Annotated in this window: 16 protein-coding genes and 1 pseudogene; 13 read left to right on the top strand and 4 right to left on the bottom strand. The window is 51.2% G+C overall.

Annotation, left to right across the window (positions count from 1 at the left end; translation table 11 throughout):
* The first annotated feature begins 64 nt into the window (after positions 1-64).
* From MLE19_RS19975 to MLE19_RS19950, 6 genes and pseudogenes are all read left to right on the top strand, one after another.
* Positions 65-346, top strand: a complete 282-nt coding sequence (locus tag MLE19_RS19975; protein ID WP_240719916.1) for a TetR/AcrR family transcriptional regulator — start codon at positions 65-67, stop codon at positions 344-346.
* Positions 347-357: 11 nt separating this feature from the next.
* Positions 358-747 (top strand): annotated as a pseudogene (locus tag MLE19_RS19970) (TetR family transcriptional regulator C-terminal domain-containing protein); the annotation flags it as partial.
* A 264-nt stretch (positions 748-1011) separates the two neighbouring features.
* Positions 1012-2043, top strand: coding sequence for an ABC transporter substrate-binding protein (locus MLE19_RS19965; RefSeq protein WP_240719912.1), 1032 nt, complete (start codon positions 1012-1014; stop codon positions 2041-2043).
* Positions 2044-2051: 8 nt separating this feature from the next.
* On the top strand, positions 2052-2804 hold the full coding sequence (locus MLE19_RS19960) for an ABC transporter permease (RefSeq protein ID WP_240719910.1): 753 nt from the start codon (positions 2052-2054) through the stop codon (positions 2802-2804).
* Positions 2801-3568, top strand: a complete 768-nt coding sequence (locus MLE19_RS19955) for an ABC transporter ATP-binding protein (RefSeq protein WP_240719908.1) — start codon at positions 2801-2803, stop codon at positions 3566-3568. The genes MLE19_RS19960 and MLE19_RS19955 overlap by 4 nt, the downstream gene beginning before the upstream one ends.
* A gap of 25 nt (positions 3569-3593) precedes the next feature.
* Positions 3594-3893: a hypothetical protein gene (locus tag MLE19_RS19950; protein WP_240719906.1), complete on the top strand. Its 300-nt coding sequence runs from the start codon at positions 3594-3596 to the stop codon at positions 3891-3893.
* 339 nt (positions 3894-4232) lie between these two features.
* On the opposite strand, the gene MLE19_RS19945 is transcribed toward MLE19_RS19950, so the two are convergent.
* Positions 4233-4466, bottom strand: a complete 234-nt coding sequence (locus MLE19_RS19945; protein WP_240719904.1) for a hypothetical protein — start codon at positions 4464-4466, stop codon at positions 4233-4235.
* A 505-nt stretch (positions 4467-4971) separates the two neighbouring features.
* Here MLE19_RS19945 and MLE19_RS19940 point away from each other — a divergent pair.
* Together MLE19_RS19940 and MLE19_RS19935 are read left to right on the top strand one after the other, a co-directional pair.
* Positions 4972-5604: a TetR/AcrR family transcriptional regulator gene (locus tag MLE19_RS19940; RefSeq protein WP_240719902.1), complete on the top strand. Its 633-nt coding sequence runs from the start codon at positions 4972-4974 to the stop codon at positions 5602-5604.
* Between the two features lie 45 nt (positions 5605-5649).
* Positions 5650-6630, top strand: coding sequence for an MDR family oxidoreductase (locus tag MLE19_RS19935; RefSeq protein WP_240719900.1), 981 nt, complete (start codon positions 5650-5652; stop codon positions 6628-6630).
* Between the two features lie 136 nt (positions 6631-6766).
* Here the strand turns inward: MLE19_RS19935 and MLE19_RS19930 are convergent, their stop codons facing one another.
* Together MLE19_RS19930 and MLE19_RS19925 are read right to left on the bottom strand one after the other, a co-directional pair.
* Positions 6767-8779, bottom strand: a complete 2013-nt coding sequence (locus MLE19_RS19930; RefSeq protein WP_240719898.1) for a sensor domain-containing diguanylate cyclase — start codon at positions 8777-8779, stop codon at positions 6767-6769.
* Between the two features lie 515 nt (positions 8780-9294).
* Positions 9295-9849 carry a carboxymuconolactone decarboxylase family protein gene (locus MLE19_RS19925; protein ID WP_240719896.1) on the bottom strand — a complete coding sequence of 185 codons (555 nt, stop codon included), beginning with the start codon at positions 9847-9849 and terminating at the stop codon, positions 9295-9297.
* Positions 9850-10062: 213 nt separating this feature from the next.
* Here MLE19_RS19925 and MLE19_RS19920 point away from each other — a divergent pair, with 213 nt between their 5' ends.
* From MLE19_RS19920 to MLE19_RS19900, 5 genes are all read left to right on the top strand, one after another.
* Complete coding sequence (locus tag MLE19_RS19920; protein ID WP_240719894.1) at positions 10063-10677, top strand: TetR/AcrR family transcriptional regulator; 615 nt, start codon at positions 10063-10065, stop codon at positions 10675-10677.
* A 374-nt stretch (positions 10678-11051) separates the two neighbouring features.
* Positions 11052-11441 (top strand): response regulator, encoded by a 390-nt coding sequence (locus tag MLE19_RS19915; protein WP_088698694.1) that lies wholly within the window; start codon positions 11052-11054, stop codon positions 11439-11441.
* A complete protein-coding gene (locus tag MLE19_RS19910) occupies positions 11434-13080 on the top strand; it encodes a GGDEF domain-containing protein (protein WP_240719892.1) in 1647 nt (548 codons plus the stop codon). Before MLE19_RS19915 ends, MLE19_RS19910 begins: the two co-directional genes overlap by 8 nt.
* Before the next feature lie 32 nt (positions 13081-13112).
* Entirely contained in the window at positions 13113-15974 is a 2862-nt protein-coding gene (locus MLE19_RS19905; protein ID WP_240719890.1) for a PAS domain-containing protein, read from the top strand.
* Positions 15975-16252: 278 nt separating this feature from the next.
* Positions 16253-18955, top strand: coding sequence for an ATP-binding protein (locus tag MLE19_RS19900; RefSeq protein ID WP_240719888.1), 2703 nt, complete (start codon positions 16253-16255; stop codon positions 18953-18955).
* Positions 18956-19076: 121 nt separating this feature from the next.
* Here the strand turns inward: MLE19_RS19900 and MLE19_RS19895 are convergent.
* Positions 19077-19615 (bottom strand): EAL domain-containing protein (locus MLE19_RS19895; protein WP_240719886.1); only part of this gene is annotated, 539 nt, incomplete at its 5' end.

Here is a 19615-nt window from a genome sequence, read left to right as displayed (position 1 = left end):
GACTTCGATATGTTGATGCCACGTGCGAACTTGTCTAATGAGGACGCTTGGCGGGAGCAGCATAATGTCTCGGCAACTCTTGATGTCGGTCGATAATCAGGAAGGCCTCAGCCGCAACGCTAAGGGTAAAGCCACTCGACAACGCATTGTCGAGTCGGCAGTTGAGTTCTTCCACGCTCAGGGCGTTGATGGTACCGGTGTGGAGCAGATCCTGCGTCAGGCCGGTGCTGGCAAGAGCCAGTTCTACCAACATTTTTCCACCAAAGATGCGCTCGTTTGCGAGGTCGCCGTTTGGTGGGAGCACCGCCTCTGTGCGTCGATGGAAGATAAAGACCAAACAGCTTAGATACTCTAGAGCGGTGGCTTTTGGCGGCAATCGATCAGCTAGAAGTCGGACACAGTTATCGCGGTTGTCCGATAGGCACCTTGGCGGCTGGCCTGCATGATACTGATAAGACCACCCGTGCTGCTGTTGGCCAGTGTTTCCGGGCACTTGAATCCCATTTGCATAACGTCCTGCGTCGGAGTCAGCAACAGGGTGAGCTTAGCGAGGAGGCTGACCTGGAGGCAATTTCCCATTTCATTCTGGCCAGTCAGCAAGGTGCTGCGACGTTCACCAAGGCCTATGGTGACAGTAGCGCTGGCCGTTTAGTGATCGTCCAAGCAATGCAATATGTACGCTCCTATTCGGTAAACGGTCAAGAGCAGTCAGCTAGTACCACTAATAAACGGACGCCATCACTGTAAGCAACGACGTTTTCTAAGAGTCCACTATCCGGCTGATACCTTGTCCGCTTAAGGCCACGTCGGTGTCACTCTATGACCTCGCTGGAACATGAGTGCTAGCAGGAATTTTCTAAGTGGCAGCAGGATTATCGCCCTAAAGAGGCTAAGCCGCGCTTGGGTTTCAAGAACATATGAGCATATGAATTCGTCGCAAATAACTATTTTGGTTATATGCAGCAATCGGATAGGATAGATGACCATTCATTTTCCAATGGAGAGTTCGCCATGCCCCGTTTCCTTAGTTCCTTGGCAATGCTAACGGCGGTATTTGTTAGCACCACCAGCCAGGCTGATGATCACCTCACTACCCTGGAAGTTGGCTACATGCCGATATTACCGGTCGCCCAATTGTTTGTGATGGAAGGAGAGGGTTGGACCGAGGAAGCGGGACTGGAATTGGAGCTAACACGCTTTTCGAGTGGCCCAGCCATGGTTCAAGCGTTGGCCTCTGGCGAGCTTGACGTTATGTATTTCGGTATCGGTCCGGCGATGGTAGCCCGGGCTAACGGCGTACCCATCAAGGTTCTCGCCTCTAGCATTCAGGAGCAGATCGGTCTGGTGGCGCGTGGCGAACTGGCGGGCCATTTCGAACGCGCTGGCGATGATGGTGCGCAGGCTATTGCCAGCTTCACCGCCGCAGAGGGCCGCAAGCCCAAGATCGCCACGTTCCCTCAAGGCTCGGTGCCGGATACCGTGCTGCGCTATTGGTTGATCGAACAGTTGGGTGTGGGTTTGGAAGCCGTTGAGATCGTCGCTATGGGTGCCGATCGCGTCCAACAGGCACTGCTCGCGGGTGCCGTGGATGCCGCCTCTATTTTGGAGCCAATTCTCACCACCGTGCAGCAGCGTGACAATCAGGCCCGCGTGGTGGCCCGCGCTGATGCCATGCTTCCAGGCCAGCCGGGGGCGGTATTGGCTGCTCGTGAAGCCGCGCTGGCGGACCATCCTGAGGCTATGCAGGCGTTAATGGCACTGCATGTACGAGCCACGGAGATGCTCGTTGAAAATCCCAACAGTGCGGCACCCCATGTCCGCGAATTTGTCGGCAAGCGATTGATTCCTCTAGAAACTGTAGAAATAGCGCTCGCCTCTCCCTCATCCAATTACGGTAGTGATCCTCACGCCATTCGCGAGGGCACTCGGCTGATGCACGACTTTCAGATCGAACAAGGCTCTTTAAATGAATCTGTGGATCTCGACGCCCTGTTTGATACGTCCTTGTATGACGCCGTCATCGCGGAACGTGACAGCAAATGATGGTAGGCATGACGCGCGCCCAACGCACTCTCTATAGTGTACTGGGGCTCACCGGATTTCTGCTTTTCTGGGAGCTTTCGCTGCGCAGTGGACTGTTGCCCGGCAGCTTGGTGCCCTTGCCGTCATCTATTCCCGGCGTACTGTGGCTTGAACTGCTCGATGGCATCTGGTTTGACGTAGTGCGCTCAAGCCTTAGCCACTACAGTGTGGGCGTGTTGCTTGGTTCGACTTTAGGCATTGCCGTGGGCATATCGGCTGCGCTGCTGCCCAGGTTTAATGCTGCGCATGCCTGGCTTGCTAGATTGCTACGACCCATTCCGCCGCTGGCATGGATTCCTTTCGCCATCATTTGGTTCGGCATAAATCCTTCTGCGGCCGCCTTCATCATCAGCATTGGCGTTTTCTGGATCAATTACTTCGCCAGCTACAGCGCTGTGCACTCGATTGATCCTGGCTATGACGAAGTGGCACGCGCCTTTGGTCAGCAGCGTTTTCTGGCTCGGCTGACCAAGGTCAGCTTGCCTGCGGCGGCCCCGGGTATTCTCAGCGGTATGCGTGCCGGACTCGGTCAGGGTTGGATGACCGTGGTGGCCGCTGAGCTGTTCGGCATCCCTGGTATTGGCCAGCGCATGATGGAGGCTTCTAGCCTGCTGGCGACTGATATCGTGGTGGTTTACATGCTGACCATCGCCGCCCTCTACGCAACCTTCGACTTCCTGTTCATGGTAGTGCAGCGCAGATTATTAAGGTGGCAATCATGACCGACTCCAGCATGACGATGCCCCCGGTGCTCAGCGCGCGAAACGTCAGCCTAGGTTTTGACGACACCACCATCTTGGCCGGTGTTGATCTGACACTTCACCCTCAGGAGTTCGTGGCCGTCGTGGGTGCTTCAGGGGTTGGAAAGTCGACCCTACTACGAGCATTGGCTGGCTTGCTTGCCCCACAATCGGGACGAGTAGAGATACCCGCCGCCATCACACGAGACAGTCGCGCCTGGTCAATGGTTTTTCAGGCGCCAAGGCTTTTTCCTTGGCGCAGAGTACAGGGTAACGTGGAGTTAGGCTTGGAGGGCCTTTCGCTTTCTAAAGCCGAGCGCCGCCGCCGCGCTTTGGAGCCTCTGGCGCTAGTGGGGCTTGATGAATTCGCTGAACGCTGGCCCCATACGCTCTCGGGTGGTCAGCAGCAGCGGGTCGGCATTGCCCGGGCGCTTGCTGTTCAGCCCAGGGTGCTGTTCATGGACGAGCCCTTCTCTGCGCTTGACGCTATCACTCGGCGCCGACTCCAACAGGAGCTGGTCGAGCTGCGTCGGCGTACCGAAGCCGCCATTGTCTTTATCACTCACGATATAGAGGAAGCCGTCCTGCTTGCCGACCGAGTGATGGTACTAGGTAATGGTGGGATGGATCAGCCAGCACGGGTGGTTGAGATCCTTGAGGTCGACATGCCTCTAGATGATCGCCGTGACTATCCCGAATTCGCACCTCTTGTTCAGCGTGTCGAGACGATCATCGGCAGCTACTGATCACGCGTTTTTCTTGGAGAAAACCATGCCACCCCTTCATGTCCTGCTTCACGCGCCCACGCCAGAGGCCTTGATTCGTGCCCGCCGTAATGCCGTCAACTTGCAAAAGGCCCGGCCAGATGCCGAGGTACTGATTGTCGCTAATGCCAGCGCCGTGATCGCCGCCCTGACCACTCCTGACGAAACCGACTCAATGCTGCGGTTATGCCGTAATTCCCTTGTGGCCCAAGGGCTCGACAATACCCGTACCCTCACTGAGGTAGATGCGGCAGTGGTTACACTTGCTGAACTCCAAGCAAAAGGCTGGGCCTATATCCGCGCATAAAACCTTAGCGCTTTGAATGTGTGAATAGTCAAATAAAGCGTCCCCACTTGCTGAGCAACGGCTGTGATACTTCCTGAATCGGGGCATCTCGTCAGTGAATTTGCTGCTTAGGGACGCATTGCCAATACGATCATTGCCCATAAACCACCTGGTAGTGGGTAGCGATGACCTTCAGTATCGATATCGCAGGAATGAACCGCCCTGGTTATACCGGAGACAGGTATATCTGAGTCAGACAGCTTTTTCTTACTCCTCACAGCGTTTAGCTTACTGAAAATTCTAATTTTGAGTAATTTATTTTTGAGGTGGAGTCAGGCTAAGAATAAGCAATTGATTATTCTAATCTTTCTTAAGCTTTGCTTTGCAATTACCGCTCATACACATTGCACAGTAGTGTTTTCTATCTTCATGTTTCGTACCTTTAGCAATGACAATGCCACAGTTGTTGCAGAGCAAAGTGCCCGTGCCATCTTCTACTTTCACTATCGCATGCTTGAAGTCCATAAAGTGCTCCGTAAATTCTTCACCTTGCAAAGGTGAGAAGTAATAGCTTGTCGGCGAAAGCCCACTCATTTGTCATACCCCTTCTGATGGTGCTATTGAGCATCAGTTCAAATGCTGCTTTTTATCCACATTCGGGTAGGCTCCTTTCGCTATCCTGGTAGTGCAGAATGATAAATTGGCTGTGACACGTGTCACATTGACAGCCATAGCTGTCAATGTCTCTGTATTGAAACAATTTACGGCTTTCACAAGTCGAGTGTTGGGATGAGGACACTGTTGCTAAGTGAGATCAAGAGGCAGTGATATTAATTCAACGAATCTCAAAGGATAGATAACCCCAACCCTATATGACTACCTCTTGTTGTTTTTATTCAAAGAGAGGGCCACCTACCAAACTGTGAAAAGTAAGTGGTTCTGTATATTAGGCATGTTAGATGAAGCGGCTATACTGCGGTGGGGGTTAGCATTACGGCATGGCGTATCGGACGAGCTAAACGAAATGAGCTGAACTCAGGGGATGAGGAAACAAACTCGATCCTAGTATTTTGTAGACGGCCAGTCTATATTGTTCAGCATGAACCAATCATCCCCCATCAAGCGGCGTGGCCGCCCTCCTAAGCATCCACATCATCACGTGGATACGCGTGCTGCGTTGATTAGAAGCGGGACCGAAGTGCTGACGGAGCAGGGGTTTGCCAATGCGGGCATCGATGGCATCCTCAAGCGCGTCGGCGTTCCTAAAGGGTCTTTCTATTACTACTTCTCCAGTAAAGAGGCATTTGGTTACGCCGTTTTAGAGCATTACGGCGCCTACTTTGCCAAAAAATTGGATCGTCATTTGCTCAACGACACGCTACCGCCGTTGGTGCGTATCAAAGCTTTCGTAGCAGATGCTAAGGAAGGCATGCAGCGTCACGATTTTCAGCGCGGCTGTTTGGTCGGCAACTTGGGGCAAGAAGTGAATGGTCTTCCCGAGGGCTATCGTACATGCCTGCAAGCGATATTGACCGACTGGCAACAACGACTAGCGGTATGTTTACGTGAAGCCCTACGACTGGGTGACATCATTTCTTCAGCAGATTGCGATCGACTCGCTGAGGCTTTTTGGATTGGTTGGGAAGGTGCTGTCATGCGTGCGCGTCTTGAAGCGCAAACGCGCCCACTCGATACCTTTCTGGATACGTTTTTAGACGGAATATCTCCGTAATTTTTTTATCATTTAATAGACGACCGTCTACAAAAGAGGTGCAACATGTTCAAAGCAGTGCTGATCGATAAGACAGAAGGTAAGCAGCAGGTAGCCATTACCTCGCTAGACGAAGCATCGTTACCTGAAGGCGATGTTTCTGTCAGTGTGCATTGCAGTACGCTTAACTACAAAGACGCTTTGGCCATTACAGGCAAAGGGCCTGTGGTGAAGCAGTTTCCTATGGTGCCCGGCATTGATCTATCAGGGGTCGTCGAGCACTCCGCCTCGCCTGACTTCAAGCCAGGGGATACGGTGCTGCTTAACGGCTGGGGCGTAGGCGAAAAGCATTGGGGGGGATTGGCCGAGAAGGCGCGCTTAGACAGCCGCTGGCTCATTCCACAGCCGTCAGCGTTTACGCCTTATCAGTCGATGGCCATTGGCACGGCAGGCTATACAGCAATGCTAGCGGTCATGGCACTGGAAGAGCGCGGCGTTACGCCTGACCAAGGAGAAATTTTGGTCACCGGCGCGAGCGGTGGCGTGGGCAGCTACGCGATTACGCTGCTGGCTCGCTTAGGCTATCGCGTCGTTGCCTCTACGGGGCGTCAAGAGGAAGCACCCTATCTTGTCGAGCTGGGGGCTGAGAATGTGATAGACCGTCGTGAACTCTCCGAACCCGGACGCCCATTGGCCAAAGAGCGGTGGGCGGGGGCCATTGACTCTGTGGGCAGCCATACCCTTGCCAATGTGTTGGCTTCCACCAAGTATGGCGGCACCGTGGCGTGCTGTGGACTCGCGCAGGGGATGGATTTACCCACCAGCGTTGCCCCCTTCATTTTACGCGGTGTCACGCTCGCGGGTATCGATAGCGTCATGAGACCGTTGGCTCACCGTGTCGAGGCTTGGCGTCGCTTAGGAGAGCTACTGAGCCCTCATCAATTGGAAGCGATTACTCGGCCCATCGATCTAACGCAAGCCATTGGTGTCGCAGAAGACCTGCTTGCAGGTAAGGTCAGGGGAAGAGTGGTCGTCAACATGGCCTGATCTCATAACGTGGGTGGGCGGGCAACACGTCGTTGAAATAAGCGACCTGCGGCCCGGCCTATGAGAGGAAAGGTGACTTTATTGTTAGTTAAATTGCCTGCTCGATCGGCTTGGAAATAATGATTGTAATTGTCTGCTAGACATCGACATCACCCTCGACCTTGTTACGTCCACGTTGCTTTGCGCGATAGCTCGCAGCGTCAGCTCGATTGAGTACATCGTCGATCGTTGTATCCTCTTGGCGGAAATGACTGACCCCAATACTGGCGGTGACTTGCCATTGACGACCCTCTGCTTCGATAAAGCTAGCGGCAATACTGGCACGCAGAGATTCGGCGATGGTGAGCGCCCGCGCTGGCGTACAGCCTGGCAGTAAGACAGCAAATTCATCTCCACCTTGGCGAGCGGCATAATCACTGCTGCGAATCCCGCTCTGTACGATATGCGCAATCTGTTGAAGCATCTGATCGCCTAGCGCATGGCCTCCTTGATCGTTAACGGGCTTGAAGCGATCTAAATCAAACAGCAGTACGGCGGTAGGTTTGTCTTTTGACTGCCATTGCATCAGCAACTCTTCAAGATGCCTCGTTAGCCCGCGACGATTCAGTAAACGGGTGAGAGGATCATGCTCCGCTTCCCAGAGCTTTTGAGCATAGTCGTGGTGGTGCTGGGTGATATCGCGTACCGTACCCACGGTGCCGATAAACTGATCATCGACATGCACAGCCGCTGTTTGCACATCTAACCAGTACATCTCTCCATCGGCACTAAAGAAGCGGAACTGACGTTTAAAATCCGTTTGTTTAACGAGACTGCGTAACCAAGCGGTTCTGACCTCAGGGAGGTCATCGTGATGAATTTGATCGCTCCAATCTTGAAGGCTGCGAAGTGCCTCATCACCCAAAATCGCGTTCAGAGCGTCGTTAATAAAGGTCAGTTGACCGCGAGGGTTCGTCACAAACGTGCCTTGAGGCGAAGCGGATAACGTTCCCCTCAGCAAGGCTTCCCGCTCCGCTAAGTCATGCAAGCTTGCTTGGCGTGCAGCTTCAGTCATGTTGATCACATCAATAACGCGGCGCAGCTCTTTCATCGTAGTGGGGATATTCAATACAGAGCGGCGCCCGTCTTGAAGCTCTTGAATCTGTCGAGCAAGATGCGCCAAGGGGCGTAAAGCCAACCAAATCACTCCCCACACCAAGGGTAAAATCAGTGCGAGGATGCCCCAGACGTAGACAGTAATTTGCTTCATGCCCACAACAAGGGGGGCTTCGGCTTGTGCTTGCGGCAAATGCACGCCAACGATCCAGTTCGCAGGCCAAATTTGTCGATAGGCGACCAGTTGAGGTTCGCCAGCGATAGACTGACCTAAACTCTCGCCTTCCCAGCCATCCAACGCTTGCTCCAAGACGGGCGAAATGGTGTCAGGTAGCGTCACAATGGCTTCTTGTTGATTGGGAGCGTAAATACGCTGACCGGTTGCCGTTGTGATCGTGACATAGCCGCGATCGCCTAAGCGGAGCTTATCAAAGTTGTTGAACAGTTGGCTTTTCCTAAGATCGACCAATCCACCTAAAAAGCCTGTGTAGCGACCCGCGTCGTCGTGGAGGGGGACCAGCATCAGTACCAACGGCGTGTTAGTAATGCGTCCAACCAGGGGAGCGCTGACGTAAGGCGCTTTGAACGCATGCATAAACCGGGTATATTCACGATCAGCAAAATTGTTACCGCTGCGGCCTCCTTCAGCAGGCCACTCATCAACGACATCGCTACTTAAATCAAATACCAGCAGCGCTTCAAAGAGAGGTTCCATCGTGTACGCGTGCTGTTCGAGTAGAGCTCCTTGCCTGGGAAACGACATTCTCTCTGCCAAGCGCTCCAGTTCGCTGAAACGCTCATTCACCTGACGAGTGATTGAGTGGCTAATGAGTTCTGCCTCGTAGCGAAGATGCTGGTGGTTGGTCTCATTCACCAGGAACTTGCCCGCCTGCCAGCCAAACATGAGCACGATTAGGCAAAGCAAACTCCATAGCACCACAGCCCCCATAACCAAGCGCCCGCGTAGCGTCGCAAAGGGGAATGTGATCATGCGCAGGAGTGAGTGCTGCACGCGCCGTCTTGGAGCGATGTTTTCATTCGATATCGATGTCATGAACGGTACCTAGCAGGCGAAGGTTCAACGCGATCGCGTATCGCCTATCACGTATAAAGGTGTCTAGTCATCATAACAGTTGAAAAAAGTGCTGAATTAGCTAACGTACCAACAAATGCTCAAGGAAGGCTAGATCCGTCACTCGCCGGCGGGTACGGCGCTACGTGTTTGGCGTAGCACTGGGATATGACGGCAAAAGGATAACTAGAGAGCGTGGTAGGTCAGACGACCCTGTAGAGAAGAAACGACAGCACAAGCTAAACCATGGATGTCTAATTTGATGCGGCGCAAAATACCTTCTAAATTGATTTATGTTATGGCATGAAGCCTCTAGACAAGGATGTCACCCCCCCCCCCATGGAAGGCCTAATTCCTTCTGATCTGTTCCTTTTTATTGGCTCCAGCAGGCGCCTTTTTTCTTGTATCCAATATTTTAAAAGTGCCATCACTGTTAAAGAAGCCTCATTCCAAAAGCAAGAAGCGACGCTGGGGCGCCGCTTCTCGCGATACATTTATTAATTAGCCTTATGCCACTCAAATTTTTTGAAAGGGGCATCAACCGGCGTGTCTGCTAGATGATTGGTATAGTTGCTCATGACCTTCTGCGCTGTGACGAGCACGACCTCTAGAATCTGGCGTCTTGTAAAGCCAGCAGCGAGGAAGGCCTGCACGTCATTTTCATCTACGTGGCCACGACCACGCACAACGGAAAGCGTAAAATTACGCAGCGCTTCCAAACGTTCTGTGGGAAGTGGAGTCTCGTTTCGCAGAGCCTCAGTGATGGCATCGTCCACATTCATGGATTTAGCAATGCCCGTATGTGCAGGAACGCAGTAGTGGCAGGCATGTTCGACATTGATGGTTTGCCAAACCACGGTAAGCTCTTCCTTATCAAAACTGCTATCCAGCGCTAGCTGATGAAGCTTTTGATACCCCTCCAATAGCCCCGGTGCTTCAGCCATGACGGCGTGTAAGCCAGGAATCATGCCGAATGCTTGGATAGATGTATCCAATAGCTTTTGGCTGGGTTGAGGGGCGCTTTGCTTATCGTGAAGCGTAAAATCGATCATGTAACGGCTCCTTTACTTTTTCGACAAAAAATATGTCTTGCTACAGGCAAGAGTATGATTTTGAGTGATCACTCAAAAAAAGGCGTGATAGGTATAGCTTTTATCGAACACGACTGTAGCTGTACTTGAGTGATCGTTCAAGATAAAATTGAGCGATCATTCAAATTGTTGACGCCGCTTTTCTCTAGCGGCCTTGTGAAATCGGATTCGATCATGCCTCGTGCAACTCTCCACCAACGCCATGACTCCTTAGAGCGGGCTCTACAGCTTTTCTGGCGGAAGGGCTTTCATGCCACTTCGCTGAAAGACTTGGAGCGAGCCCTAGATATGCGCCCGGGCAGTATCTATGCCACCTTCGGTAGTAAGGACCGGCTGTTTCAGGAAGCTCTAGAGCGCTACGCACGTTTGGCTCTGGCCGAGCTTGAGCGTACTTTAAACGCTCACGACTCACCGCTGACAGGCCTGGCTGCCTATGTACGACGGCTCGGCGGACTTTGTGACCAAGAGCTGCCAAACAGCGCCTGCATGTTAGTGAAGAGCCTGTTGGAATTGGGCGAACGAGAGCAGGCGGCTTGGCGCAAAGCAGAGGAGTTGCTGGCAGGTATGGAAAAGCGTTTCATTGATCGCTTTGCTGCTGCTCAGCAGGTTGGCGAGTTGGACTCCCGACTCGATCCCAGCAGGCTAGGACGGCGATTGCAGGCCGAGGTAATAGGACTAAGAGCTTTTGCCCAGCGCGACGTAGACAGCGCTGTTGTACATGATCTTGCCGAGGACATGGCGTTGTCCTTGGAAGCCCTGCGCATAGACGCTGTTTCATCTTCCCAGTAATTTGCAATGCAATGTCGTGGCACTTACAAGCGTAGCTCCTCGTCCGAACGCGGGCGGTTGGCAGTGCTTACTCTCTCATCACGTCGTATCAGCAGGATACTGGTAACCGCGAGGTAGATCCGCAGTATTACTCGCAGGCCTTATGAATAAGGCCTTGAATGGCGAGCGATCAAGTACTTGGTGGTCCGCGGTAGCCGTATGACGCGCAGCGTCCGGTGTTCACTCGGCCAGGGGTAGGATCGAGTACCACCTGCTCTATTTGTTGAGAAAAGCCAATCGGCCTTATTATGCAAAAAGCATAGCACTTCTGATATATCGCTTATACAGTGACCTAATATAGGTATTCTTATTAAAGAATTTTAAGGAGACGTGTTATGGACGCACTTGAAAGAGTCTTGTACGTCGAAGACGATCCTGATATTCGCGATATTGCCGCCATGGCTCTGGAGGACGTAGGTGGCTTAACTGTGAAAGTATGCGAGTCTGGCGAACAAGCATTAAGTGAAGCGGGAAATTTCGCGCCACAAATGTTTCTGCTGGACGTTATGATGCCCGGCATGGACGGCCCCCGCACCCTACTGGAATTGAAGCGAAAAGGGCACATTAGTGACTCTATAGCCGTCGCCTTCATGACCGCAAAAGTGCATCCCGAAGAAGTGGCGCGCTATAAAGAAATCGGAGCCATAGACGTTATTGCAAAACCTTTTGACCCCATGACCCTCGCCGACGACGTTCGCGCTATCTGGAAAGCGTTTCATGCTTGATTCAACCTCTTCCCAGGCTTACGCCAAGCGCTTAAAAACGCTTTCGGATGCTTACTCAAAACGTCTTACAGCTGAGTTCGAGCGACTTACCGTGCTTGCTGACCGGCTTGCATCAGATCCCTCGTGTACTGAGTCACTTCAGCAATTACATTCAGTCTTACACTCGTTGGCAGGCTCTGCTGGGACTTTTGGCTTTGAAAGTCTTGGGCGTAAGGCTCGAGAGTACGAGTTGCAGGTGTCAAAGGCTCTGAAGCAAGACGCTAAGCAGCCACTCCCTATCTCGGGTTGGGTATTGCAATTACAAAGCACGCTTGCAGCGGACAGAAAAAAGAAAGCGGTTGTGGGTATGGAAACGACTCGCTTGGAAAATGTTGATGGTGAACCTTCCATCTGGCTGGTAGAGCGTGATGCCATGCTGGCAGAATATATGGTTCAACAACTACACAGCTTTGGCTTTCAAGTAAGGCATTTCAGTGATGCCCAGGAGCTCCAGCAAGAGAAACATTCACCCCCTGACTTACTATTGATTGACCATCGCGCTACTCAACGCCAGGTAATCAGCGTAGATCCGGTGGCCTTTTGGCGTATGCAGCTCAAAGATTACACCTGCCCAATTCTCTTTACGGGTAGTGAGGAGAGCTTTACGGCGCGACTTCATGCTTTGCGTAGCGGTGGGCAAAATTATTTCGTCAAACCGCTAGACATGATTAAGCTTGCTTCTCACATAGCGCAGCTGATCAAGACAAAGGATAGCCAGCCAGAGCGGGTCATGATTGTCGAAGATGATGTCGAATTAGCACGGCATCTTGAGTACGTACTGGAAAACGCGGGTATGCAGGTCAGAGCGTTCAATCGTCCCGACGCTCTGTTCGAGGCTATCAATGATTTCAATCCTGAGCTGATCCTTATGGATCTATGGCTACCCGGCATTACCGGCGCAGAAATTGCTGCCTTGCTGGGCCAGCTAGAGCGCTGGTCACAGCTACCGATAGTATATCTCTCGGCCGAACCCGATGCCGAACTGCGCGGGCAAGCGTTATTAAGGGGGGGCGATGCCTTTCTGGAAAAGCCCATCGACAAGGACTTGCTCGTCAACTTGTGCCGCGCCCGCGTTATGCGGCTACGCAAACTAGAGCACACCAAAAATAAAGATGCTTTAACCGGGCTCCTTAAGCACGCCAGTATCAAGGAGGCTCTGCAGGACCAGTGGCAACTGGCGCAGCGAAAACCTCAGACCTTTTGTGTGGTGATGCTCGATATTGATCATTTCAAGTCGGTTAATGACACGCATGGCCATGCAGTCGGTGATTTAGTGATTGCTGCTTTGGGCACCTTGCTACGCCAGCGTTTCCGGAGTACCGATAAATTAGGCCGATATGGTGGAGAGGAGTTTACGCTGGTACTGATTGATTGTGCTGCTGACAATGCCGCCAACATGGTGAACAGCCTTCGCGAAGATTTTGCCGCTATCCAGTTTACGGGAGGCAGCAATCAGTTCGCCTGCACCTTGTCCGCTGGAGTGGTAGACAACCAGCGTTTTCCTGACGATACCGCCGAGTCGCTGCTTAACCGGGCCGACCAAGCGCTATATCAAGCCAAGAACAGCGGCCGTAACCGCGTCTGTTTAGCGGTAGATTAGCACCGAGAGCGATGTGACAGCTGAGGTTGAACATGAAGGCACCACTGATCCCGGAAAATGAAACTGAGCGCCAGTGTGCACTGAACAAAACAGGGTTGCTTAATAGTGATCATGAAGCACGTTTCGACCGCATTACACGCATCGCTCGCCATATGTTTTCAGTGCCCATTGCCCTGGTATCGTTAATTGACCAGAACCGGCAGTGGTTTAAATCATGCCAAGGGCTTGAGGCGAAAGAAACACCGCGCAACATTTCTTTCTGTGGACACGCTATTCTGTCCGATTCAACATTAATTGTGGAAAATGCCCTAGACGATGCGCGTTTTGCCGACAACCCCTTAGTGTCTGGCGCTCCTAATATTCGTTTCTACGCCGGTGCTCCTTTGCACACCGTCGACGGTTATCGGATTGGCACTCTTTGTCTGATTGATACACAGCCAAGGACCTTATCTGCTGAGCAAGTTGATATGCTTGGTGACCTGGCGGCGACGGTGGAGGAGCTGATACAAGCTGACGAAATCAGCCAAACATCATATTCAGCACTAGAATCTGAACTGATTGCTAGCCGCGATCACATGGCCTCTCTGATTAATAACATGCCTGGGGTGACCTACCGCTGCTTACACGATGAGCACTGGACCATGCTTTACATTAGTGGGCAGGTCGACCGGGTCAGTGGTTATGAGGCAGACGAGCTGGTCGGTAATAAAAGCGTCTGTTACGCAGACTTAATCCACCCCGACGATGCGCCAGCGGTGGAGGAGGTGGTACAGACAGCGATTGCCAACGAGGTCGGTTGGCATCTTGAGTATCGTATCCAGCATCGAGATGGCACATGGCGCTGGGTGGAAGAGCGGGGCCAGAGCGTTCTAGGCGATGTTCAACATCCGATGGTTCGAGAAGGTTTCATTGTCGACATTACCCGCGAACAGAACACGGTAAGCCAACTTAAAAAACACCACGATGCATTGGTGCTGCTTAACGACATCGTGTTTTCCTCGCAAGATACGCTGGATGGGAAAATCAACCACGCCCTTGCGACGGCAAGGCAATACCTGCAAGTGGACCTGGCAATTCTTAGTCAGATCGAGGGTGACGTCTATACGGTGCGCTGGATGGAGGCCGCAGCAAGTGCTGCATTAATCCCAGGTCAGCAATTTATGTTGGAGCACACATGGTGCCACTTTATTTTTTCTGCCGACTCTGCTGAGGAGCGTGAACTGTTCATTGCGAATGTTGAACTCAGTGAATTCAAACGCCATCCCTGCTATCAGGCAAATCCGTTAGGCGCATATACAGGCATTGTCATTGAGGTAGAAGGCCAAGCCTTTGGCACGCTGAATTTTTCGGCCAGCAAAGCACGCGTTGAAAATTATGATGATAGCGAAAAGTTTTTTATACGCTTACTGGCGCGCTGGTTGTCCGACCTGCTAGCCAACAATATCCATAACGAGCGTCTCATCAAGTTAACGGCGCAACTGCCCGGTGTGACCTATCAATTTCGACGTTTCGCGGACGGCCGCACTACATTCCCCTTTAGTTCTCCTCAAATTGAGGATTTTTACGGCCTTACTCCAACACAGGCTGCTGAAGATGCCGCCCCAGCCTATGAGCGGATTCACCCTGAAGATTTGGAAGCCGTCAGTGCATCGATAGAACACTCAGCTAGCACGCTGGCCTATTGGAAGGCGACGTATCGTGTGCAGTGTCAAGGTAATGGCTATCGCTGGATAATGGGCCATGCCAAGCCTGAGCGCCTTATGGACGGGAGTATCTTATGGCATGGCTACCTGCATGATATTCATGAGTGGGAGCAGGCACGTCTGGCCTTGGAAAACAACGAAACACGGTTAAGGGGGCTCTTTGAGTTTTCCCCCATAGGCATCGCACTGAATGATTTTGCAACTGGGCGCTTTATTGATTTAAACGATGCATTAATTGCCCCAACGGGTTATACCCGCGATGAGTTTGTATCGCTTAGCTATTGGGATGTCACACCAAAAGAATATAAGCCTGAAGAAGAAAAGGCACTTGCTAGCTTAATAGCCACAGGCCGCTACGGCCCTTTCGAGAAGGAATATATCCGCAAAGATGGCAGTCGTTATCCGGTGCGTTTACAGGGTATGCTGAGCCAAGAGCAAGATGGCCGGCAAGTGATTTGGTCATTAGTTGAGGACATCACTGAACGCCACAAGCTGGATCAAATGAAAGATCAGTTTATTTCTACCGTCAGTCATGAACTTCGTACGCCCTTGACATCGATCAAGGGCTCGCTCGGCCTTGTGAGGGGCGGTGCTGCGGGTATCCTACCTGATAAAGCTCAGTCGCTTATTAATACCGCAGAACGCAACGCCCAGCGCTTAACGGCGTTGATTAACGACTTGCTGGATATGGAAAAACTGGTGGCTGGTAAAATGCCGATGCACTTAAATGTTCAACGGCTAGCCCCTTTGTTAAATGAAACCGTTGACGTTTTGCAAGGCTATAGCGAGCAGCATCAAGTGATGATTCAGGTCTCCAGTGCTTGGCCTCCCATATGGGGTAATGTGGATGGCCCTCGCTTGATACAAGCTCTCACGAACTTGCTGTCCAACGCGATCAAGTTTTCACCGCAAGGAAAGTCGGTTGAGCTAGATATTTCATCGACTGAGAGCTCCATCGAGATTTCTGTGCGTGATTACGGGCCAGGCATTGATCCGGCGTTTCGCGATCGGCTCTTTCAGCGTTTTGCTCAAGCGGATGGCAGCGATACTCGAAAACTACCGGGTACCGGTCTGGGTTTAGCAATCAGCCAAGAAATCTGCCAGCAGATGGGCGGAGAAGTTGGCTACCGCAATGCGGTGGGCGGGGGAGCTAACTTTTTTATTTTGTTGCCTAGGGAATACCCATCGTGAAACTACCATTGAGCGTTCGTATTGTTCTACTTGTGATAGTCATGAGTGGTATTTTAGTCGGCGGAATATTGGTGACGGTTCACCAACTGATGGTGGCCAATTATGAAACCATCATGGCAGAGCGTGAAACAGCCGAAATAAACCGACTAGCGTTTGAGCTTGAATTATCACAGCAGCAGCGGACGCTTGCCCTAGAAGCGTTTGCAACACGCCTACTGACCGATAGTGGGCAGCTACGTAGTCAGCAAGCACTGCAATCGCTACTGCAGCAGCCTTCTGTGGCCAGTGAACTGTTTTCGGATGGTTTGTTGATTTTTGATGGTGATGGCACTGCTATCGCAGAAAACCGTCATGTGCCAGGGCGTATAGGTACTAACTATGCCGACCGTCCTCATATCCAGCGCGCCCAGCAAACCAAAGAAGCGGTAGTTTCAGAGCCAATAATGGGGCGTACCACAGGGTTGCCACTGATCTCATATGTGCAACCCATTCTGTCTTCCAATGATGATGTTATTGGATATGCAGCCGGAATAGTGGATCTCGCAAACACCCCGCTTATCGACTCGGGAAACTGGGCTGAGGACGAATCTAGTACTATCACCTTGATTCTTGACCCGCGACACCGCCTGTTTGTCTCCATGCGGGAGCGGTTCGACACACCCGAGCCGCTACCTGAGAATGGTGAGGACGCTCTAGTAGACGCTGCACTGTCGCTCAGCCCTGCCGGTACATTTGTTGAGTATCAGCAACAGCAATACCTGGTGGCCAGCCAACAATTGGATTCTATAGGGTGGATTGTGCTACGAGCTCTGCCTTACAGTGACGCCATCGCGCCTGCCAAAGCAGCGTTCCGACAGTTTCTGCTAATCGCACTGATTGCCATGGCGCTCGTTGGACTGCCGGGGGCATGGATTGCGCAAAGTTTGACGCGCCCCATCGAGCGAATCACACATCGCATTGATCACATGGCCGATGATGCTCGGTTTGATAGCGATTTCCGCGAACAAGGCGGCCCTGAAGTACGTGCGCTCGCTCGTGCTATGAACCGTTTAGCGAATGAGCGAAAAGTGGCAGATGATGCGATTCGCGAAGCTGAACGTTTTTTATCTAATATACTTGAAGCTGCATCTGAAGTCGCCATTATTGCTACTGATACTGTCGGCATTATCACCGCCTTTAATAAAGGTGCCGAGAATATGCTGGGCTATAGCAAAACAGATGTGTTGGGCAAGCAGACCCCGGCGATATTGCACCTGAAAGATGAGCTGGAAGTGCGGTCTGCACAGCTAAGTGCTGAGCTAGGCAAACCCATTGAGGGCTTTAGAGTGTTTGTGGAAAAAGCCGAACAAGTCGGCTCAGAAACGCGCGAGTGGACGTATGTCCACAAGGATAGCCACTATTTGCCAGTATCTCTTGTCGTGACTCCCATGCGTGATAGTACCGGTGAAATCAGTGGCTATCTGAATATTGCTGAAGACATTACCGAGCAAAAACAAGCGGATAAGATGAAAAATGAGTTTATTTCTACCGTAAGCCATGAACTTCGTACTCCATTAACCTCTATTTCGGGTGCTCTAGGCTTGATAATGGGAGGAGCGTTGGGTGAGCTGCCTGAAAAAGTACAAAAGCTACTGACGACTGCCCATCGTAATAGCAAGCGTTTAGCTCACTTGATCAATGATTTACTGGACATCGAAAAGATTGCGGCAGGCAAACTGCATTTTGACATGCAAGTGCAGCCTTTGATGCCGTTGATTGAACAGGCGCTGGAGTCTAATCGCAGCTATGGAAGCGATAGGAGCGTGACGCTTTCATTGGCATGTGGCGACGACGCATTAGAGGCACTTGTCATTGTTGATCCTCAGCGGTTATCGCAAGTTCTCGCCAATCTTTTATCCAATGCGATCAAGTTTTCACCGGATGGCGACGAGGTAACACTTGCTGTTGAAGTGTCAGATAAAACGATAATCGTCAGCGTGATAGATAATGGTCCCGGCATCACAGATGCATTTCGCGAGAAAATTTTCCAGCGCTTTGCTCAAGCAGATTCTTCAGATACTCGCGCTAAAGATGGTACTGGGCTTGGTTTGGCCATTACGCGAGAGTTGGTCGAGCATATGGGCGGGCGGATTAATTTTGAGTCTGACGAAGGTAAAGGCTCACGCTTCTTCTTTGAGTTACCTTTAGTTCAAACGGCGTTGGAAACCTCTTTACTAAAGGCGAATGCTACTGAATATAGTCAATCTCCCCGTATCTTGGTTGTTGAAGATGATGAAGATGTTGCCTATCTGTTAAGCATTATGCTTAATCAAGCAGGGTATCAAGTTGATGTTGCCTTAAATGGTAAAGATGCCCTGAACAGCCTGCACAAGACACATTATGATCTTGTTAGTCTAGATTTATTGCTCCCAGATACCTCTGGGCTGGATATTATTCGCATATTACGTGAGCAACCCAGCACGGCTGACATACCAATCGTCGTGATCTCAGCCAAGGTAGAGCAGGGGCGCTTAGCGATTAAAGGTGATTCTGACAATATTGATTGGTTAGCGAAACCTATCGATAAGTATAAGTTAATCGATATAGTTAATCGGCAGTTGTCAGCTAGCCGCCAAGACCATCCTCGGATACTCCATGTTGAAGACGACCTGGACTTGCACGAAGTAGTCTCTGCCATGGCAGGTGAGCGCTTTGAGTTTGAGGTGGCTCATACACTGGGAAATGCTCGCATATGTCTGAAACAGCAAGCGTTTGACGTCGTATTGCTCGATATAGAGCTTCCGGATGGGTCTGGGTGGGAGCTTGTTCCTGATATCCGCGCGTGTCAACCTGAAGCAAAAGTAGTCATTCTATCCGGAGCCGATATGACTAACCAACAGCACGGTCAGGTAGAAGCTGTTTTACTTAAGTCTCGGCTATCGACGGATAGGTTAGTAGAGGTTATCAGTTCACGTATTCGCTCATCTCGATTATTGAGGTGAGCTATCATCAGCTTCATTGGTTAGCCATAATGAAACGGCCTTTCGCTTAAAATACGTACTAGGCCGTTTATCAGCATGAGTATATATGTGATTTGGCCATGATTATTTTAATAAGAAGATATTAAATGCACTGTGTGCGTTCTATTTCTTCTGCCAGCATGGGCTTGGCGGCTAAAAAGCCTTGGTACTGATCACAGTCCAGTTGCTGTAAAAATTCTAGCTCTTCTGTTTTCTCTACACCTTCTGCGATGACTCTCATGTTCATCGTCTTTCCTAACTGCACCATGGTTTGAAGTAAGCGAGCGTCGCCGGTCTGGGACCAATGATGTATGAAGCTCCGGTCTATTTTTAACTTGTCGGCATCAATGCGCTGTAAATAACTTAGTGAGCTATAGCCGGTGCCAAAGTCATCTATTGCTAGACGAACACCTAAGTCTTTTAGTTGGCGAAGTAAGTTACGGGCCTGCTGCCAGTCAAAAAGCAGTTCGGATTCTGTTATTTCTAGCACAATATTGTTTGGGTTTAAGCAGTGATATGCCAATAATGATTCTAAATGGTCTAAAAAGATGGGTTCCTGAATGTCTTGGGCAGACAGATTAAGCGACAGAAATAAATGAGGATGTTTACGCTGCCAGCATGCAAAGTTTGATAAGGTTTGTG

Source organism: Vreelandella neptunia, from assembly GCF_022489065.1.
Classification (GTDB): domain Bacteria; phylum Pseudomonadota; class Gammaproteobacteria; order Pseudomonadales; family Halomonadaceae; genus Vreelandella; species Vreelandella neptunia_A.
Note: the sequence above shows the minus strand (reverse complement) of the source record. Positions and strands in the feature narration are given on the sequence as shown.